At 39.1% G+C, this 17,360-nt stretch carries 15 protein-coding genes and 5 tRNA genes; 15 read left to right on the top strand and 5 right to left on the bottom strand.

The window, feature by feature from the left end:
* Positions 1–82 precede the first annotated feature (82 nt).
* From M5U24_RS14200 to M5U24_RS14220, 5 genes are all read right to left on the bottom strand, one after another.
* A complete protein-coding gene (locus tag M5U24_RS14200) occupies positions 83–1,024 on the bottom strand; it encodes a radical SAM protein (RefSeq protein WP_298202780.1) in 942 nt (313 codons plus the stop codon).
* Between the two features lie 337 nt (positions 1,025–1,361).
* Complete coding sequence (locus M5U24_RS14205) at positions 1,362–2,186, bottom strand: inositol monophosphatase family protein (RefSeq protein ID WP_298202781.1); 825 nt, start codon at positions 2,184–2,186, stop codon at positions 1,362–1,364.
* A 13-nt stretch (positions 2,187–2,199) separates the two neighbouring features.
* Positions 2,200–3,102, bottom strand: coding sequence for a phosphoribosylaminoimidazolesuccinocarboxamide synthase (locus tag M5U24_RS14210; RefSeq protein ID WP_099325870.1), 903 nt, complete (start codon positions 3,100–3,102; stop codon positions 2,200–2,202).
* Positions 3,103–3,112: 10 nt separating this feature from the next.
* The gene (locus M5U24_RS14215) at positions 3,113–3,934 is read right to left on the bottom strand and encodes a J domain-containing protein (protein ID WP_099325871.1); all 822 of its coding nucleotides are present in this window, start codon (positions 3,932–3,934) and stop codon (positions 3,113–3,115) included.
* A 193-nt stretch (positions 3,935–4,127) separates the two neighbouring features.
* Entirely contained in the window at positions 4,128–5,390 is a 1,263-nt protein-coding gene (locus M5U24_RS14220; RefSeq protein WP_099325872.1) for an ABC transporter permease, read from the bottom strand.
* A gap of 113 nt (positions 5,391–5,503) precedes the next feature.
* Between M5U24_RS14220 and aroC the strand changes: the two genes are divergently transcribed.
* The 15 genes from aroC to rpoB all read left to right on the top strand — a co-directional run bounded on the left by aroC (position 5,504) and on the right by rpoB (position 17,341).
* Positions 5,504–6,649: a chorismate synthase gene (gene aroC / locus M5U24_RS14225; RefSeq protein WP_099325873.1), complete on the top strand. Its 1,146-nt coding sequence runs from the start codon at positions 5,504–5,506 to the stop codon at positions 6,647–6,649.
* 411 nt (positions 6,650–7,060) lie between these two features.
* Positions 7,061–7,132, top strand: a tRNA-Thr gene (locus M5U24_RS14230).
* A gap of 122 nt (positions 7,133–7,254) precedes the next feature.
* Positions 7,255–7,339: transfer RNA gene (locus M5U24_RS14235), tRNA-Tyr, on the top strand.
* A 715-nt stretch (positions 7,340–8,054) separates the two neighbouring features.
* Positions 8,055–8,125 (top strand) — tRNA-Gly (locus M5U24_RS14240).
* A 416-nt stretch (positions 8,126–8,541) separates the two neighbouring features.
* A tRNA-Thr gene (locus tag M5U24_RS14245) sits at positions 8,542–8,616 on the top strand.
* Positions 8,617–8,759: 143 nt separating this feature from the next.
* Positions 8,760–9,962: an elongation factor Tu gene (gene tuf, locus M5U24_RS14250; protein ID WP_099325874.1), complete on the top strand. Its 1,203-nt coding sequence runs from the start codon at positions 8,760–8,762 to the stop codon at positions 9,960–9,962.
* Positions 9,963–9,990: 28 nt separating this feature from the next.
* Positions 9,991–10,140 (top strand): 50S ribosomal protein L33, encoded by a 150-nt coding sequence (rpmG, locus tag M5U24_RS14255; protein WP_099325875.1) that lies wholly within the window; start codon positions 9,991–9,993, stop codon positions 10,138–10,140.
* A gap of 26 nt (positions 10,141–10,166) precedes the next feature.
* A tRNA-Trp gene (locus M5U24_RS14260) sits at positions 10,167–10,243 on the top strand.
* A 44-nt stretch (positions 10,244–10,287) separates the two neighbouring features.
* Entirely contained in the window at positions 10,288–10,749 is a 462-nt protein-coding gene (secE, locus tag M5U24_RS14265; protein ID WP_099325876.1) for a preprotein translocase subunit SecE, read from the top strand.
* A 130-nt stretch (positions 10,750–10,879) separates the two neighbouring features.
* On the top strand, positions 10,880–11,428 hold the full coding sequence (nusG, locus tag M5U24_RS14270; protein ID WP_099325877.1) for a transcription termination/antitermination protein NusG: 549 nt from the start codon (positions 10,880–10,882) through the stop codon (positions 11,426–11,428).
* 15 nt (positions 11,429–11,443) lie between these two features.
* Complete coding sequence (rplK, locus tag M5U24_RS14275; protein WP_099325878.1) at positions 11,444–11,869, top strand: 50S ribosomal protein L11; 426 nt, start codon at positions 11,444–11,446, stop codon at positions 11,867–11,869.
* Positions 11,870–11,915: 46 nt separating this feature from the next.
* Positions 11,916–12,596 carry a 50S ribosomal protein L1 gene (gene rplA, locus M5U24_RS14280; RefSeq protein ID WP_099325879.1) on the top strand — a complete coding sequence of 227 codons (681 nt, stop codon included), beginning with the start codon at positions 11,916–11,918 and terminating at the stop codon, positions 12,594–12,596.
* 35 nt (positions 12,597–12,631) lie between these two features.
* Positions 12,632–13,159, top strand: a complete 528-nt coding sequence (rplJ, locus tag M5U24_RS14285) for a 50S ribosomal protein L10 (RefSeq protein ID WP_099325880.1) — start codon at positions 12,632–12,634, stop codon at positions 13,157–13,159.
* 47 nt (positions 13,160–13,206) lie between these two features.
* Complete coding sequence (gene rplL, locus M5U24_RS14290; RefSeq protein WP_230408083.1) at positions 13,207–13,611, top strand: 50S ribosomal protein L7/L12; 405 nt, start codon at positions 13,207–13,209, stop codon at positions 13,609–13,611.
* 37 nt (positions 13,612–13,648) lie between these two features.
* Entirely contained in the window at positions 13,649–17,341 is a 3,693-nt protein-coding gene (rpoB, locus tag M5U24_RS14295) for a DNA-directed RNA polymerase subunit beta (protein WP_099325882.1), read from the top strand.
* Positions 17,342–17,360 lie beyond the last annotated feature (19 nt).

Genomic DNA, 17,360 nt, shown 5'->3' on the forward strand with positions numbered 1-17,360 from the left:
TTCGCCGTCTGATTATCTCCTGTTCGATACATCGGGCTATCTTCTTGTTTTCATTATTTACAAAAGACGGCAAAACATACCATTAAAAAATTTTTTCTGTAAGAATTTGTGAGGCAAACAAACCTTTTTGTTTCGGGGTATCTTGAAAATGTTTTCCCCAATTTATATCACATAATGGTTCTTCCGTGATATCAGGATTCTTGCAACCGCAAACATAAGCGCTTATTTTATAAAGACCTGCCAGTTCATCAATAGCGTGGTAACTATTTTTTCTATAGTGTACATCCAGTGCCTGTATACGTGATTTTTCTGCCAGCAGGTTGATGGAACTGCCATTTTGGTAATGTGCATTTATCTCTTCCCATAAAGAGGTTTTCCTGAGAGATTTATAGAGATTTTTCTTAATAAATGGTCTTAAAAAGAGATAATTAATGCCCATAGCGTTTACCTCATATTTCTGCAAAACTCTGAATAATGCGGTTAAGTTGGTTTTTGTGTCGGTTATTCCCGGTATAAGGGGGTCTAATTTCACTTCCGGCACAATCCCCACGTTGCACAATTGTTCAATGTTCCGTATTCTTTCGCCTGGAGTGGCGGCGTAAGGTTCTATGATTCTTTGTATATTCCGGTTTAATGTGGTAATACCTATCTGAATATGTACTAATTTTTTATGTCTTTTAAACAGGTCAAGAAATTTTATTGGTATCCGTCCTTTTGTAAGGAGATTTATACCAATATTATATTCTAACAGGGTCTGCATTAATTCATACGACAAATTTATTACCTGAGGAATCGGCTGAAGGGCATCACTCGAAGAACTGAAAAAGACATATTTTGGTAGTTTTCTGCGTCGTGGCAATTCTTTTTTTAACTTTTCGGCCATATTTTCATACACAAGTACCTTACCATCTCCAGGATAGATTGAATATCCCCTTGCATAGCAATATGCGCATTGATGGCTGCACCCTATTGTAGGGTTAATTGTTGCGACCTGACTCAAACATTTCAAAGTTGGTCTTGCCAAAACAGCCGTTTTCCGTTCAATAGATTCTATGTGCATTTTGCGATAAGAGATAACTATATATGGATTATTTAACAATGTTCTTGAATAGCACTGCTTGCCGCATAGTGTAAGGGCAATATAAGCGGTTGATGTTCCTTCCTCACTTGATATCTAAGCCCATTAAAGCTATATAAATTCATGTAGTACGATGAGGTTAGTCGCACTACAAATAACAATTTCCAGTTTCAAAAGACTAGAGTGTTACCAAAATCAAGTGTGGTTTTATCAATAAGTTAAGAAGCCTCGGCTCTTTAAAAATGAGTGTTTTGTGGATTTAATAAGCAGGGTTATCTGTACGCTATTTTTCGAAGTAATTGGGGTCGTTGGACTGAATTATTTTCAGTAGTTCATTGTGGATTATCTTAGAACCGGCAATGATGTTGCCGGTTTTAAGATAGTTGTTTTTACCATTAAAATCAGTGGTTATTCCCCCGGCTTCCTGAACTAAAAGAGCGCCCGCGGCAATATCCCATGGCGATAACGCATATTCAAAAAAGCCACTGAAAATCCCATCCGCGGTATATGCAAGATCCAGGCTTGCAGAACCGCATCTTCTCATGTCAGAGGCATGGTTAAGCAATTCCCTGAATATCTTTACATAGGTGTCAACAATGTTTTTCTTTCTGAATGGAAAACCGGTTGCGATAAGAGAGTCATTCAGATTTTTCGGGAGAGAAACATGTATGGGTTTGCCATTTTTTGATGCACCTTGTCCCTTTACTGCGGAAAAGATATCGGCTTTTATAGGATCATATACAATCCCCATGCAGAGTTCTCCCTTTATTTCCAAAGCGATTGAGATAGCAAAAGCCGGCACACCGTGGATGTAGTTTGCAGTGCCGTCTAATGGGTCGATAATCCATAAAAAGGGAGAGGTATTTGTTTGTGTTTCAGACTCTTCCGCCAATATGGCATGATCGCTGAAATGCGTAATGATGTGATTTTTGATGATTTGTTCAGACCTTCTGTCTACATCCGTGACAAAATCATTTGCGGCTTTTTCTTCAATCATAGAAGCATCTAACTTTCTGAAATATTTTTTCAGGACGTCGCCTGCTTCCATGGCTGCTTGTTTGGCTACTTCAAGATATGCCGCCAATGTATTTGGGTGAACCTTCATCATTAGTTCGTAAGAGTTAAATAAGACTCTTGCCAGTTAACGTTTTATATGCATTCAGATACTTTTCAGATGTTTTCTGGATTATGTCGGGCGGAAGTGCTGGTGCTGGTGGATTTTTATCCCAATGTATGCTTTCTAAATAGTCGCGTATGAATTGCTTGTCGTATGACGGCTGTGGTTTTCCTGGTGTATAGAATTCAAGCGGCCAAAATCTCGAAGAATCAGGGGTAAGTACCTCATCAATAAGCATCGTTTTATTGTTATTCGTTATGCCCCACTCAAATTTTGTGTCACAAATAATGATTCCTCTGCTTTTTGCATATTCACTTGCCTTCGAATAGATTTTGAGACTTTTCTCCTTTAATTCATCGGTGAGCGTTTTTCCGATCAGATTGATTACTTCAGAAACCGGTATGTTTTCATCATGGCCGGTATGTGCTTTTGTTGAAGGAGTAAATATGGGTTCAGGGAGTTTGTCCGATTCTTTTAACCCGGCAGGCAGCTTTATTCCGCAAATTGATTGGAATTTTTGGTATTCTTTCCAGCCGGAACCTGCCAGGTATCCACGGATAATACATTCTACCGGGATAACGTTTACTTTTTTCACAAGCATAGACCGGCCCTGAAGGATGTCTTTATGGTGTCTGACAAATGTATTATCAATAGAATCGATATCAGTGGTAATGAGGTGGTTCTCAGTGACATCGGCAGTATAATGAAACCAATATTCTGACAATCCTGTAAGCACCTGTCCTTTATAGGGAATCCCGTTTGGGAGAACCACGTCAAATGCGGAAATACGGTCTGTGGTAACGATAAGCAAATCATTATTAACTTCGTAAATATCACGAACTTTTCCGCGGTTGTGTAATTTAAGCTGTGAAATGTTGGTGGTCAGTAACGGTTGTGTTGTTTTCATAAATTTTATTTTATATAAAACAATTCTGCAGGTATTGATTAAGATTTATTCTCAGTTTATTTAATCCCTGAAGTTTTGGTTTTAGGGATAATGCAACATGAAGATACTTTAAAGCGTTTTCGTAGTCCTGTAATTTAAGAGAGCATTCGGCCATTTTTTTGTAAACAAACGCCTGTTCGTTTTTGCATAAGTCCAATTTGAGTAAATTTTGATAATGTATAAGGGCTTTATCCGGGGAGGATTTTTTTGCTAATTTACGGCAATAAATATTTCTGATTCTTTCTTTTGTCTCCTCCAGCAGATGTTGCCGATAAGCAGCCTGTTTCCCTTTTTCCAGTATGTACTCGTAAAGTTTTATTGAAAGTTCATATTCGCCGGATTTTTCATAAGCCTCTGCCAGCAAAAATTTGCAATCGATAAAATCCCGATGGTTAAGGTGGAGGAAGAAGTCCGTATCAGGGGAAGTATTTAGCAAATACTCATATTTCTCAATAGCGCTACTTGTGTACCCATTGAGAAGGTCGGAAAAAATAATACGAATTTCCATGCTGATTTTTTCTGATTTAGTGGAGGATGTTTTGGGCTTTGCGTCCCGAACGGTGTTCTGTTTGTTTTGGGAATGTTTGTGAAGCGTATCATATTGTTTGCGGGAATGAGTATCGGAAAGAGTTTTATACGCCTGAATAATAATTTTTGTTTTTGATTCCGCCCATTTTTTGTTTGAGCCATTTATATCGGGATGGAATTTTTTAATCAGGGTTCTGAATGAGCGTTTTATTTCTTCAGCGCTTACTTCTTCATGCACTTCCAGGATATTGTAATAATTTACCATGACAAAACTACGAATTTTTAAAAATAAAATAAAATCATATGTCGTTTAAACGAATCTTGAGATGTTCGCGTAATTAAATATGATCGGAGAGACACTTTAAATATACATTAATAACATTTTCTCTTCTAAAACAGAAGGAAATGCTAACAGCAATTTTATCAGTTGTCAACAAATTTGATTTCTTTTGAGGAAGTTATTCATACCGTAGGGTTTCAACGGGATCTAGCCTTGCCGCCCTTATAGCGGGATATATGCTAAAAATCACACTGCTGAGTATTGCGATGAATATAGTAATCATAATGCTTGCCGGTTTGATGACAGTAGGTATCTGGTCAAAGTAATATACTTCAGGTGGGAATGGCCTCCAGCCTGTCATATTATATAATATGCTTTCCAGCCAATTAATACGCAAGACAACGGAAAATCCTATAGCAGCTCCCACGCAGGATCCAATGCTGCCAATGAATAGTCCGTTCAATAGAAAAATGGACATAATACCTTGTGTGGTAGCTCCTAATGCTTTTAGTATGCCAATGTCTTTGGATTTTTCCAATACAATCATCGTCAGAATTGCCAATATATTAAAGCCTGCAACAACGATGATAAAAAAGAGTATAAATGCCATTACACGCCTTTCTAGCATTACAGCGGTCAAAAATGTCCTCCTGGCATCCTCCCATGTTTGCACATAATATTCAAAGCCCAATGAAGATTGCAACTTGTCACGCACTTCATTTGCATAGCGGTAATCATGAAGTTTTACGCTTATTCCGGATACGGCGTCCCTTTCTTTTATACCCGTCAATTCTTGTGCAGCAGCAAGAGGAATATACACATAATTCTTGTCGTAATCGTACATTCCCGATTTAAATGTTCCTTCAATAACAAATGCTTTTACACTGATTTTGTCCCAGTTTTTTAACGTAACCAGCACTATTTGCTCGCCTTCCTGCACAAAACTTATTGGGTCTGTTTCCGGGTCACCCGGACTAACCCTCAGTAGTTCTATACCACAAAATGCGCTAGCGGTTTGGTTTTCTCCATGAGTTTTTTGTAAATCTTCAGGTTCTTTCCTGAAAGGGGATAAAAAAGCCTTAAAATCGCCAACGGTTGCCTCTTCAACGGGATTAATTCCTTTAAAATATACAAATTCCTTTCTTCCACGTATTTTTATAAGAGCAGGCCCTTCGACAAAGGGAGCACAGGAAGATACATGTTCGGTTGCTTTTACTTTCTCCATCACCTGTGTATAATTTTCAAGGCCATACATGCCTCCTTTTGTAATGATAATGTGTGTTAACGTTCCTCTTATTCTGCTACGTAATTCCTGATCGAACCCATTCATAACAGAAAGGACAACAATTAATGTCATAACGCCTACTGCAACACCGGCTACTGCAAAAAAAGAAATTTTCCTGCTGCGTAAATAACGGAGGGTAATAAAGAATTTGTACATTATAACTTTGAATTCGAATTGTTATTTAAAATGATTATGTATATAATCCTGAAATTCTAGCACAATTAAATTGCATTAAGCAATTAATAATTTATCATTACCGGAGGCGTTGAATGTTATATTTTAAAACAGCAGGAGAATCTCATGGAAAATGCATGGTTTCTGTTTTGGAAGGTTTCCCGGCGGGTATTTTTCTTGATAAAGAATTGATAGATAGAGAATTAAGGCGCAGACAAGGAGGCGTTGGCAGAGGTGGAAGAATGAAAATAGAAGCAGATTGTGTGGAAATTCTTTCAGGGGTAAGAAATAATATCACGTTGGGCAGCCCTATTTGTTTAATGATAAAAAACAGCGATTATAAGATTGATGCGCTTCCAGTTGTTACACGACCGCGCCCTGGTCATGCGGATTTGGCAGGCGTAATAAAATATGGACATAAAGATGCAAGGAATATATTGGAGCGTGCGAGCGCAAGGGAAACTGCCGCAAGGGTAGCAGTTGGCGCTGTGTGTAAAATATTGCTTTCGCATTTTGGGATAAAGGTTTTTGGTTATGTCAAAGGTATCGGAGGAATCAATTCTGAAAAACAATTAGAAGATACTATAGAGACGGCGGTCAAAATCCGTGATGATAGCGCAATATATTGCATTGATCGTGAAATCGAAAGTAAAATTGTTGAAAAGATAAAACGGGCGGTTGAAATGAGTGACTCACTTGGCGGAATAATAGAGGTGGTGGCAAATGGTTTACCAATCGGGATTGGGAATCATACGCAGTGGGATTTGAAATTGGATGCAAGACTTGCTTTTGCAATTATGTCTGTTCAGGCGATTAAAGCGGTTGAAATCGGTACTGGTTTTGACATTGCAAACAAATTTGGATCGGAAGCGCATGATGAAATATTTTATGGGTATCCGAAGCAAAAAAAGACATTAACCGGAGGTTTTGAAAGGAGGACAAATAATGCGGGGGGGATAGAAGGTGGGATAAGCAACGGAGAGCCTATTGTTGTGAGGGCGTATATGAAACCTATCCCAACATTAAAAAAGTCTTTAAGGTCTGTTGATTTACTGACAAAGGAACCGGTAGCCGCTTCATATGAGAGATCAGATATTTGTGCGGTTCCTGCCGCGTCTGTTGTTTGTGAAGCAATGATAGCTTTTGAAATAGCCAGGGCTTTTACGGAGAAGTTTGGAGGCGATAGCATTGGTGAAATGAAAAGAAATTACGAAAGCTATATTGAAAATATCTTACAATAACATGTTTTTAAAAAGTCATTTAGCGTTGACTTTAAAATAGTTATCGACGAGTTCTCGTTGAAACATGGGTGTGGGAAAAGCATTGATGGGGGATAGTTGAAACGAAGGAATCGCTGACATTGCAGATGTTTTATTGCAAAAGTGCCTTTTTGCCCCGTTGTATTTTTGCAAAGGGTTCAGGGTCGCTTGTCTTTTGTGGGCGCAAAAGTATTGAAACGTCTTAAGTTCATGTCCTGCCTGATGTATGATTTTCAAAATATTTTCTGCTGCGTTTTTTTGACAAAACTATTTATCATTTGGACATCTACCTCATTTAGTAAAAAATTATTAAAAACTTTTAAAACAAATTGGCATAAGTATAAATTTTGCTTGAATAATGTTAATGTTTTGATATCATCGAAATTTCGCTGTGCTAGCGTAGCTCAATGGCGGAGCAGCGGTTTTGTAAACCGCAGGTTGTGGGTTCGAGTCCCACCGCTAGCTTTGTAATTTATTATTTTTTAATAACTAAAAGATTTTATTGTAATTAAGGTTATTGGACGTATAATCTGTGCCGAATGAATTTTGTTTGGAAAAACATTAAAGTAAGATGTTCGACCGCAAAAGGGTGGATACCCGAGTGGCCAAAGGGGACAGACTGTAAATCTGTTGGCATAGCCTTCGGAGGTTCGAATCCTCCTCCACCCACCATCTTATATTTATGTCTGAAGAAAACTAAAACAATGCCACTTACCAGAACAAAAACAGGAAAACAATTACGAGGTCTCTCTGGAACGGAAAACAAAATCTTGCTGTTTGCATTTCTCTCTTTGGTATTGAAATTTTAAATAGTGACGTAGTTTGTATGCTATATTGTAGGGGTTCACAAATAGAGATTTCTAGATTAGATTTAACTTTTGTTAACATAAATAGTTATAGCATTTCTGAAATCACATTTTGTGAACTTCTTGAGTATATTTAAAGGTGTAGCAATAGATGATTTCTGAATGACCTTCCAAAAGTTAAAAATTTTAGTCAGCAAAGTAATCACGCAATATCATTTTGAGTTTTTGCATAGTCTTAATAAATGTAACTATTCAGCATAAACGATACACGGCTCGTTCCCAAACCTTGTACTGAACATAGTGAAGTATCTGTTTGGGAACGAGTTGCGCTCTGATCTCCGGTAGTTTAATAAATTACGCTGAATAGTTATCGCTGAATTGTCTGCGAACCTTTTTTTATTGACGGACAGACATTTTCTTGGGGTTGTTGGGGAGGGAAACTAAAAAGAGGTTCTTCTGGAACATATTGCCATATTGGCTTGACAGCAAAATATTCGTTTTTTTTGAATAATATCTAGGTTTCGCAAACTATCTTGGTTTTTGATGTCTTTTGAAAAAATGTCATAAATGATGCTTTGTTTGCGGGCGTAGCTCAATGGTAGAGCCCTAGCCTTCCAAGCTAGTCATGTGGGTTCGATTCCCATCGCCCGCTTTTGAAAAATTCGTATAAAATTTTATAATTATCGAGAAAGTCTTTCGTTCAACATGGTACGTATAATATCGTATACGTTGCATTATTAATGTATGTTGTAATTCTTCAGCGGCACTAAGTTTAATCTTGCCATGTTTAAGTATGCAAGGGTTTAAAATGTAAAAAGTTTTACTTTTGCAATATTTCCTAATCAATGTAAATCATTTCAGACGGAAGTATTTTTGCCGAACAATTTGGATGCAATTGATGTTTTGATATTACTTAATTTTGGATTGCTTAGATAATTTGTGGGTTTCGGCTTATTTTGTTTGACATTTATATTTTTTTGTTATATTTGATAAATTCTGGCTTTTTTGAAAAAGTATGTATAGTTTAAATATAACGGTATCTATAGTTTTGTTGAATAATGAGCAATTGCTGCTGTAGCTCAGTGGTGGAGCACGTCCTTGGTAAGGACGAGGTCATGGGTTCAAATCCCATCAGCAGCTCCAGATAAAATGCAGGCAGCGCTTGCGTTTGATATGCAGTGTCGTGGTCTTTGCTAGTTTGTGGATATGTGTAGTGGGAGTTTTTAAGGAAATATATTTTGGGCAATTATATAATGGTGAAAATATTAAGATAAAAGGGGTAGCGCATGGCTAAAGAAGTATTTCAGCGAACAAAGCCGCATTTAAACATAGGTACGATAGGGCATGTGGATCATGGTAAGACAACGCTGACGTCAGTAATAACGCATGTATTGTCGAAGCAGGGGTTGGCGAAGGATAGGCCGTTTGATTCAATTGACAAGGCTCCTGAAGAGCGCGAACGAGGTATAACGATAGCGATATCGCATGTGGAGTATGAGACGAAGAAGAGGCATTACGCGCATGTGGACTGTCCTGGACATGCAGATTATGTAAAGAATATGATAACAGGTGCGGCGCAGATGGATGGAGCGATATTGGTTGTAAGTGCGCCGGATGGTCCGATGCCGCAGACCCGCGAGCATATATTGTTGTCAAGGCAGGTGGGAGTTCCCAGGATTGTGGTGTTCCTGAATAAGGTGGATATGTTAGAGGATCAGGAGCTGTTGGAACTTGTAGAGATGGAAATAAGGGAGCTATTGAGTAAATATGATTTTCCTGGGGATGAGATACCTGTAGTGAAGGGTTCTGCGCTGAAGGCGGCACAGTGTGGATGTGGAGGTGCTGAATGTGCGAGTTGTGGTCCGATATTGAAACTAATGGATGCGGTGGATACTTACATCCCCGATCCTGTAAGGGAAATAGATAAGCCGTTTTTGATGTCCGTGGAAGATGTGTTTAGCATAAAAGGGCGTGGTACAGTTGGAACAGGCAGGGTTGAGAAGGGTAGAGTGAAGGTAGGAGATGAAGTAGATGTTGTTGGGATTAAGCCGGATATAAAGAAGTCTGTGGTTACTGGTGTGGAAATGTTTAACAAAACGTTGGATGAGGGACAGGCAGGGGATAACCTGGGATTGTTGCTGCGGGGGGTGGAGAAGAATGATCTGGAGCGTGGTCAGGTGTTAGCGAAACCCGGCAGTATAACGCCGCATACTAAATACGAAGCGGAGGTGTATATATTGACTAAGGAAGAGGGGGGAAGGCATACTCCCTTTTTTAATGGATATAGGCCGCAGTTTTATTTTAGGACGACTGACGTGACCGGGGTGGTAACTTTGACAGGCGGTGCGGAGATGGTGATGCCTGGAGATAACGTGAAGATCAATGTAGCATTGGTAACGCCGATAGCTATGGATGAGGGGCTGCGGTTTGCAATTCGGGAAGGTGGGAAGACAGTGGGTGCAGGTGTCGTTACAAAAATTGTTGAATAAATTATAATGTGGTTTTGAGGGTTTGTTGATGCGAGAGTATATTACCCTGGTTTGTCGTGAATGTTCCAACAGGAACTACAGAACGCCTAAAAAGGCAAAGCAGGCGGAAAAGTTGGAATTGAAGAAATTTTGTAAGAACTGTGGAAGGCATGTGTTCCACAAAGAATATAAAAAGTAGTTTTCTGTGTGTTTGGGTGTAACTAAAGGTCTGTAGCTCTAATTGGTAGAGCACTGGACTCCAAATCCGGGTGTTGGGGGTTCGAATCCCTCCAGACCTGCCATTTAATTATTTTCAATCTTAGATCAAGAGTAATAAGATAAGCTAATGTCATTGTTTGTTATTCATAAGAAGGGCCAAGGATCTTATAGCAGGATAGTTGTTGGTATTGCGTTAGGGTTGCTAGCGTTGTTTGCTTCCATTTCGTTGTACAATGTCTTGATAGGATTGCCAAATATATTTGAAAATGCGAGGGTTCCCCTTGTAGATATTGAGCTTACATGGGGATTAATTTGTTCGGTTGCGCTTTTTGTTTTTCTGGGGTATCTGATTTGTATCTTGGTTGCTGGCTTTAAAACCGGGCTGAGGCCTATTGATGAAGGCGGAAAAAAAGCAGTAGAATTTTTAGTTGAAACTCAAAATGAACTTCAGAAAGTATCATGGCCTACAAGATATGAGTTGGTTGGCTCCACGATTGTTGTGATTATATCTGTGGTAATCATAGGATTTTTTATATTAGGTGTAGACTGGGTCGTCTCCTTCTTCATGGAGTATATTGGAGTACTATAAAGCCTGTGTGCTGATTGACGTACTTTTGATGGGTTTTTCGGCGCATTTTACTCATTCCTTGATTATACGCGATGCAATCGCATTGAATTTTAGACGTGAAATTTTTAGGTTTTTATAGGTTTATAAATAGATGCCAAAGGAATGGTTTGTTTTGCGTGTGCAAAGCAATAGAGAAGATAAAGTCAGGGACAATTTAGTAGAGCGTATAAGAGCACAGGGTATGGAGAGCCTGATTACAAATGTACTGGTGCCGAGTGAGAAAATTTCTGAGGTTAAGGGTGGTAAGAAGAGGGTATCTGACCGCAAAATATATCCAGGATACATAATGGTAGAGATTGAGGTAGACGAAAAAGGTCAAATTCCAAAGGAAGTTTGGTTTACGATTCGCGAAACTTCAGGCACAGGGGAATTTATTGGCGGCCAGAGTAAGCCTGTGCCTATGACCAAATATGAGGTTGAAAAACTTCTTTCTGATCTGGATCAGAAAGAAGAAAGGCCGCGTGCAAAGATCGAATTTAATGAAGGCGAGAAGGTACGAATAAAAGAAGGACCGTTTGAGAATTATGATGGAATAGTTGAAGAGGTTTTGCCTGCGAGTGGCCGCGTTAAGGTTATGCTTACCGTGTTCGGAAGGGCAACGCCAGTTGAATTAGAATATTGGCAAGTAGAGTCAATTTAAAGGTAGGAGAATGTAATGGCAAAGGAGATTTTGGCTAAAATCAAGTTGCAGTGTCCGGCAGGGCAGGCAACCCCTGCACCTCCGGTTGGTCCGGCACTTGGGCAGCATGGAGTAAATATCGGGCAATTTGTGAAGCAGTTTAACGATAAAACGAAAGATTTGCAGGGAATTTTAACTCCTGCAGAGATTACTGTTTTTAAAGATAAAACGTTTACCTTTATAATTAAGTCTCCGCCTGCTTCTGTGCTATTAAAACAATCCGCAGGTATTGTTAAAGGTTCGCCAGAGCCAAATCGGCAGAAGGTTGGGCAAGTTAACAAACAACAAATCAGGGAAATAGCAGCTAGAAAGTTGGCAGATTTAAATGTTAGTAATTTAGAAAGTGCAATGAGGATAATAGAAGGAACTGCTCATACTATGGGGCTTAAAATTGTGGATTAGTGTATGAAAATGGGAGAAGTTGTGTTTAATCAGAAGGATTTATAAAATGCTAAAAAGAAGTAAAAGATATTTAGAATCTTTAAAACATATAGATATAAACAAAAAATACGAATTAGAGGATGCCTTAAAACATCTTAAATCTTTTAAGACTGCAAAGTTCGATGAAAGTGTCGAAGTCGTAATTAAGTTGGGTATCGATGCAAAACAATCAGACCAGCTTGTTAGAGGTGCTATATCTTTGCCGAAGGGTATTGGCAAAAGTTTAAAGGTGATAGTTTTTGCCGTTGGAGAAAAAGCAACTATTGCGAAAGATGCAGGAGCTGAAGAGGTTGGTGCTGAAGATCTGGTGAAAAAGGTTGAGGGGGGATGGGGGGATTTTGACGTCGCAATTTCTACTCCGGATATGATGAGAATAGTTGGTAAATTAGGTAAAGTGTTAGGTCCTCAGGGTAAAATGCCGTCTCCCAAGTCGGGAACTGTAACCGACGATGTAGAAACAGCTGTTAGGGAGTTTAAAGCAGGTAAAATTGAGTTTAGAAATGATGCTGGTGGAAATGTTCATGCAATTGCTGGAAAGCTGTCGTTTTCCGTTGCAGATCTTGCCGACAATATAAACACATTTATTAAACATATATTGAACTTGCGTCCATCGGCTGCAAAAGGGATGTATATAGAGAAGGTTTCACTTTCTTCGACGATGAGTCCTGGCGTAATGTTGCAAATTTAATTTTAAAATGTGTAGCTAAGGGAATAGACAGAACAATGCCAAATGAATTAAAAGAACTTACAATAAAAGAACTGATTTCTCGTTATGATGATAAGAGTAGCTATCTGGTAGTTGGTTATAGAGGTATCACTGCTTTGCAGTTTAATCAGTTGCGAAATGAATTATGGCAGAAGAAGATACTTATGGAGGTTGTTAAAAATTCTCTTGCAGCGGTTGCGTTTAAGAAAATAGGCAAGACGGCAATAGTTGGTTTGCTAAATGGTCCTTCTGCTATCATAAGTGGCGGGGATGATCCGGTATTAATGGCAAAAGAAACAGTTAAATACTCTGAAGATTTGCCATTTTTTACGTTGCAGGGTGGGTTTTTTGAGGGAGAGGCACTGTCAATTGATTCTATCAAGAGTTTGGCGAAGCTTCCTTCCTTGCCAGTGCTTAGATCCCAAATAGTATTTAGTATAAATGCTCCGATAGTCGGGGTGGCAACCGCTTTTAACAGTATATTGCGCAGTTTAGCAACTATATTTCAAGAGATAAAAACACAAAAAGAAGAAAGTAATGGGTAATTTGTATATGGTTTCTGAAAGTTAGGAGGTGTAAAATGACTCAAATAATGGAAGAAAAAGAAGTCGATGTAACCGGGAAAATAGCGCAGGTACTAGATATAGTATCGGGAATGACACTGTTGGAGGCATCTGAATTAGTAAAAGCATTCGAAAAGAAATTTGGTGTTTCCGCATCTGCAGTAGCCGCAATGCCTGTTGGTATGCCTATGGCTGGAGCCGAGGCTGCCGTAGAAGAAGAGAAGACATCTTTTGATGTAATTCTAAAAGAGGTGGGAGCTAACAAAATTCAAGTAATTAAGGCGGTTCGAGCGGAAACAAATTTAGGCCTCAAAGAGGCGAAAGATCTTGTAGAGGGTGCGCCTAAGGCTGTTAAAGAAGGGGTGACGAAGGAAGACGCTGACAAAATTAGAAAAACATTAGAAGAAGCTGGTGCCAAAGTAGAAATAAAATAAACAGTTTTTTTGCCAACTTTTAAAGTTCTGGGAATTTATGGAAATACGAAACTACAGTAAAGTAGATGAAGTAATAGAGCTTCAAAATCTTACACAGATTCAAACGAAAGCATATATGGACTTTTTGCAGTTGGATATTCCAGCATCGAAGAGGAAAAATGTTGGTATTGAGGCTATATTGAGAGAGATATTTCCTGTCAGCAACTACGATGGCAACATAACTTTAAATTATGTTAAATATGAGTTAGGAAAACCTCGTTATTCACAAGACGAATGTCGCCAGTTGCGATTGACATACGGGCGTCCTTTTCGCGTCTGGTTGCGTTTGGATAAAGATGAACCTATAGAAGAAGAGGTTTATCTGGGTGAGATTCCTGTTGTTATCGGTGGCGGAGAATTTATTATTAATGGTACAGAACGGGTGATTGTTGCTCAATTACATCGTTCGCCAGGGGTAGATTTTATAGAAGAATTTTACGCAGAAAAAAGATTACATTCTTGCCGAATAATTCCTGAGCGGGGAAGTTGGATTGAGTTGGAGGTGGGTAAGAAGGATGTACTTACTGTCAGGATTGATCAGAGTGGAAAATTACCCGCTACTTGTTTTCTCAGGGCGTTATCCGCAGAATACGCAAATGATGAGGATATTATTCGGTTGTTTCATGAAGTAGAAACGGTGAAAATCGCTGATTATGATGTGGCTGCAAAGTTGAGAGGTAGGTTTACTGCAGAGCAGGTTGTTAATCCTGAAACTGGGGAAATTTTGCTGGACGCGGGTCGTCAGTTTTCTGATTCAACGGTTAAGGCAATCACAGACCTGGAAATAAAGAAAGTAGATGTGATCAAAAAAGTAGAAGACAACTTAATATTAAATTCTCTGGAGTCAGATTTTACAAAGTCTCATGAAGATGCATTGTTGAAAATTTACGCAAGATTCAGACCAGGCAACCCACAGCAAGTGGAAAAGGCAAGGCAGTTATTTTATGATAAATTTTTTGATGAAAAAAGATATAGGTTGGGGCCTGTAGGCAGATTTAGATTAAATAGGAAGATGGGTCATGATGTCGATTCATCTAAAATGACTTTGCAAAAAGAGGATTTTGTAGAAGCTATTAGGTATTTGATGAAGTTGAGGAAAGGTACCCCTGGGGCATCAATTGACGATATAGATAATTTAGGCAACAGGAGACTTCGGACGATAGATGAGCTTGTTGGTGAAGAGTTGAGAAAGGGGTTTTTAAAGTTAAGAAGAACCATACAGGAAAGGTTAAGTGTAAAAGAGACAGAACAATTAACACCGCGTTCTTTGGTAAATTCGAAAACCATATTTTCAGCGATCGATTATTTTTTTAGCCGAAGTGAACTTTCGCAGGTTTTAGACCAAACAAATCCGTTGGCACAGCTAACTCATGAAAGAAGGTTAAGTGCGTTGGGACCTGGCGGCTTGAATAGAAAGAGGGCTGGGTTTGAGGTGAGAGATGTACATGTTTCTCACTATGGGAGGGTGTGCCCGATAGAAACGCCAGAAGGTACAAACATTGGTTTGATAGCTTCTTTAAGTATATACGCAACAATCGATGAGTACGGTTTTTTGATTACACCATATCGTCTAATAGAAAAAGGAAAACCTTCTAAAAATATAATATATTTACGGGCAGACGAGGAAGAGGGTCGTTTGATAGCGCCGGCAGATATTTTAATCAGTACTAAAGATACGCTGGGCAAGACGGAAGTGCTATGCAGACACGATGGCGACTTTAAGCACACGGCTTTCAAAGATGTAAATTATATGGATGTTTCTCCTAAACAAATGGTTGGTGTTTCCGCAAGTTTAATACCATTTCTGGAACATAGTGATGCGAATAGAGCGCTGATGGGGTCGAATATGCAGAGACAAGCTGTTCCTCTGCTGAAGACAGAACCTCCTATTATCGCAACGGGCATGGAACGGGTAGTCGCCAAAAACTCAAGCATGACTGTTCAATCGGAAAAGAATGGAACTGTTACAAAGGTATCATCAAATGAAATCGTAATTGATAACAATGAAATTTATAAACTAAGAAAGTTTGTTGGGTTAAACGAAGGTACTTGTCTAAATCAGAAGCCTATAGTCACCGAAGGGCAAAAAATCAAAAAAGGAGAGGTCATCGCTGACGGGGCGGCTACACATAATGGTGAACTTAGTTTAGGTAAAAATGTATTAGTAGCGTTTATGACATGGGATGGATACAATTTTGAAGACGCTATGGTGATAAGTGAGGCCTTGTTAAAAGATGATCGATTCACTTCTATACACAGAGATGAATTTGAGGTGGAAATACGTGAAACAAAGTTGGGTAGAGAAGAATTTACTCGCGATATTCCAAATGTTTCAGAAAAAGCACTAAGAAATTTGGATGAAAATGGAATAATTCGGGTTGGAACAAAGGTGAAACCCGGAGATATCTTGGTAGGGAAGATAGCGCCCAAGAGCAGGAGTGAACTTTCGCCTGAAGAAAAACTGTTACATGCAATATTTGGACGTGCTGGTGAAGATGTTAAAAATGAATCGCTGGAAGTTCCGTCCGGCATGGAAGGTATTATTATAAATACGCAAGTATTTTCAAGAAAGTCGTATATTTCAGAAGAAAAAAGACAGAAAATATTGGGTGAGGTAAGCGAGATAGAGTCAAAGTATAATGAGACTATTGCTAAAGAATTTGCAAAGATGTTAAAAGCTATAAATGCAGAGATTGAAGAAGCTCTTGTAGATATTCAAACCGGTCAGGTTTACAAAACAGAGAGAGCTATGTCTGAAAAAACGATACTTGCAATGGAAGATCATTTTAATATTGAAAATATCGCATTTAGTAGTAAGAAGAAAAAGGAACTGGCACTTGAAATTTCACAGGAATACAAAAGAAAAATGGAGGAGTTAAAAGAAGAAAGAGATGGGAAAATAAACCAGTTGAAGCGCGGAGATGAATTGCCGACAGGGGTTTTGGAACTAGCGAAGGTTTCCATTGCAACGAAGAGAAAGCTTTCCGTTGGTGATAAAATGGCCGGCAGGCATGGTAACAAAGGAGTTATTTCCAAGATACTTCCTGAAGAAGATATGCCCTTTTTGGCAGATGGAACCAGGGTAGAGATGCTACTGAACCCATTGGGCGTGCCATCCAGAATGAATGTCGGACAAATTCTGGAGACCCACCTGGGATGGGCAGCTAAAAAGCTAGGTTTTAGGGCAATTACGCCCATTTTTGAAGGTGCTTTAGAGGAAGAGATACGCGAGACACTGAAAGAAGCAAAGTTGCCGGAAGATGGAAAGGCAGTGTTGTATGATGGACGTACTGGAGAATCTTTTGGGCAAAAAGTTGCTGTGGGTTATATGTATATGCTAAAGCTTCACCATCTGGTTGATGAAAAAGTACATGCAAGAGCGACAGGTCCATATTCGCTGATTACTCAACAACCTCTGGGCGGAAAGGCTAGGTTTGGTGGGCAGAGATTTGGTGAAATGGAAGTATGGGCGTTGGAGGCTTATGGTGCTGCACATAATTTGCAAGAGTTGCTTACTGTGAAAAGTGACGATGTAGAAGGAAGGACGAAGATTTACGAATCCATGGTTAAGGGTGAAAACACATTGGAGGCTGGCACCCCAGCATCCTTTGAGGTGCTTTCAAATGAAATAGCGGGGTTGGGATTAAATCTAAAGTTAGAAAAGAAAAAGATGGATATTTTAAAAGTATAGCATTTTATGATGAATATTT

This window comes from Candidatus Kuenenia sp. (genome assembly GCF_027493735.1).
Classification (GTDB): Bacteria; Planctomycetota; Brocadiia; order Brocadiales; family Brocadiaceae; genus Kuenenia; species Kuenenia stuttgartiensis_A.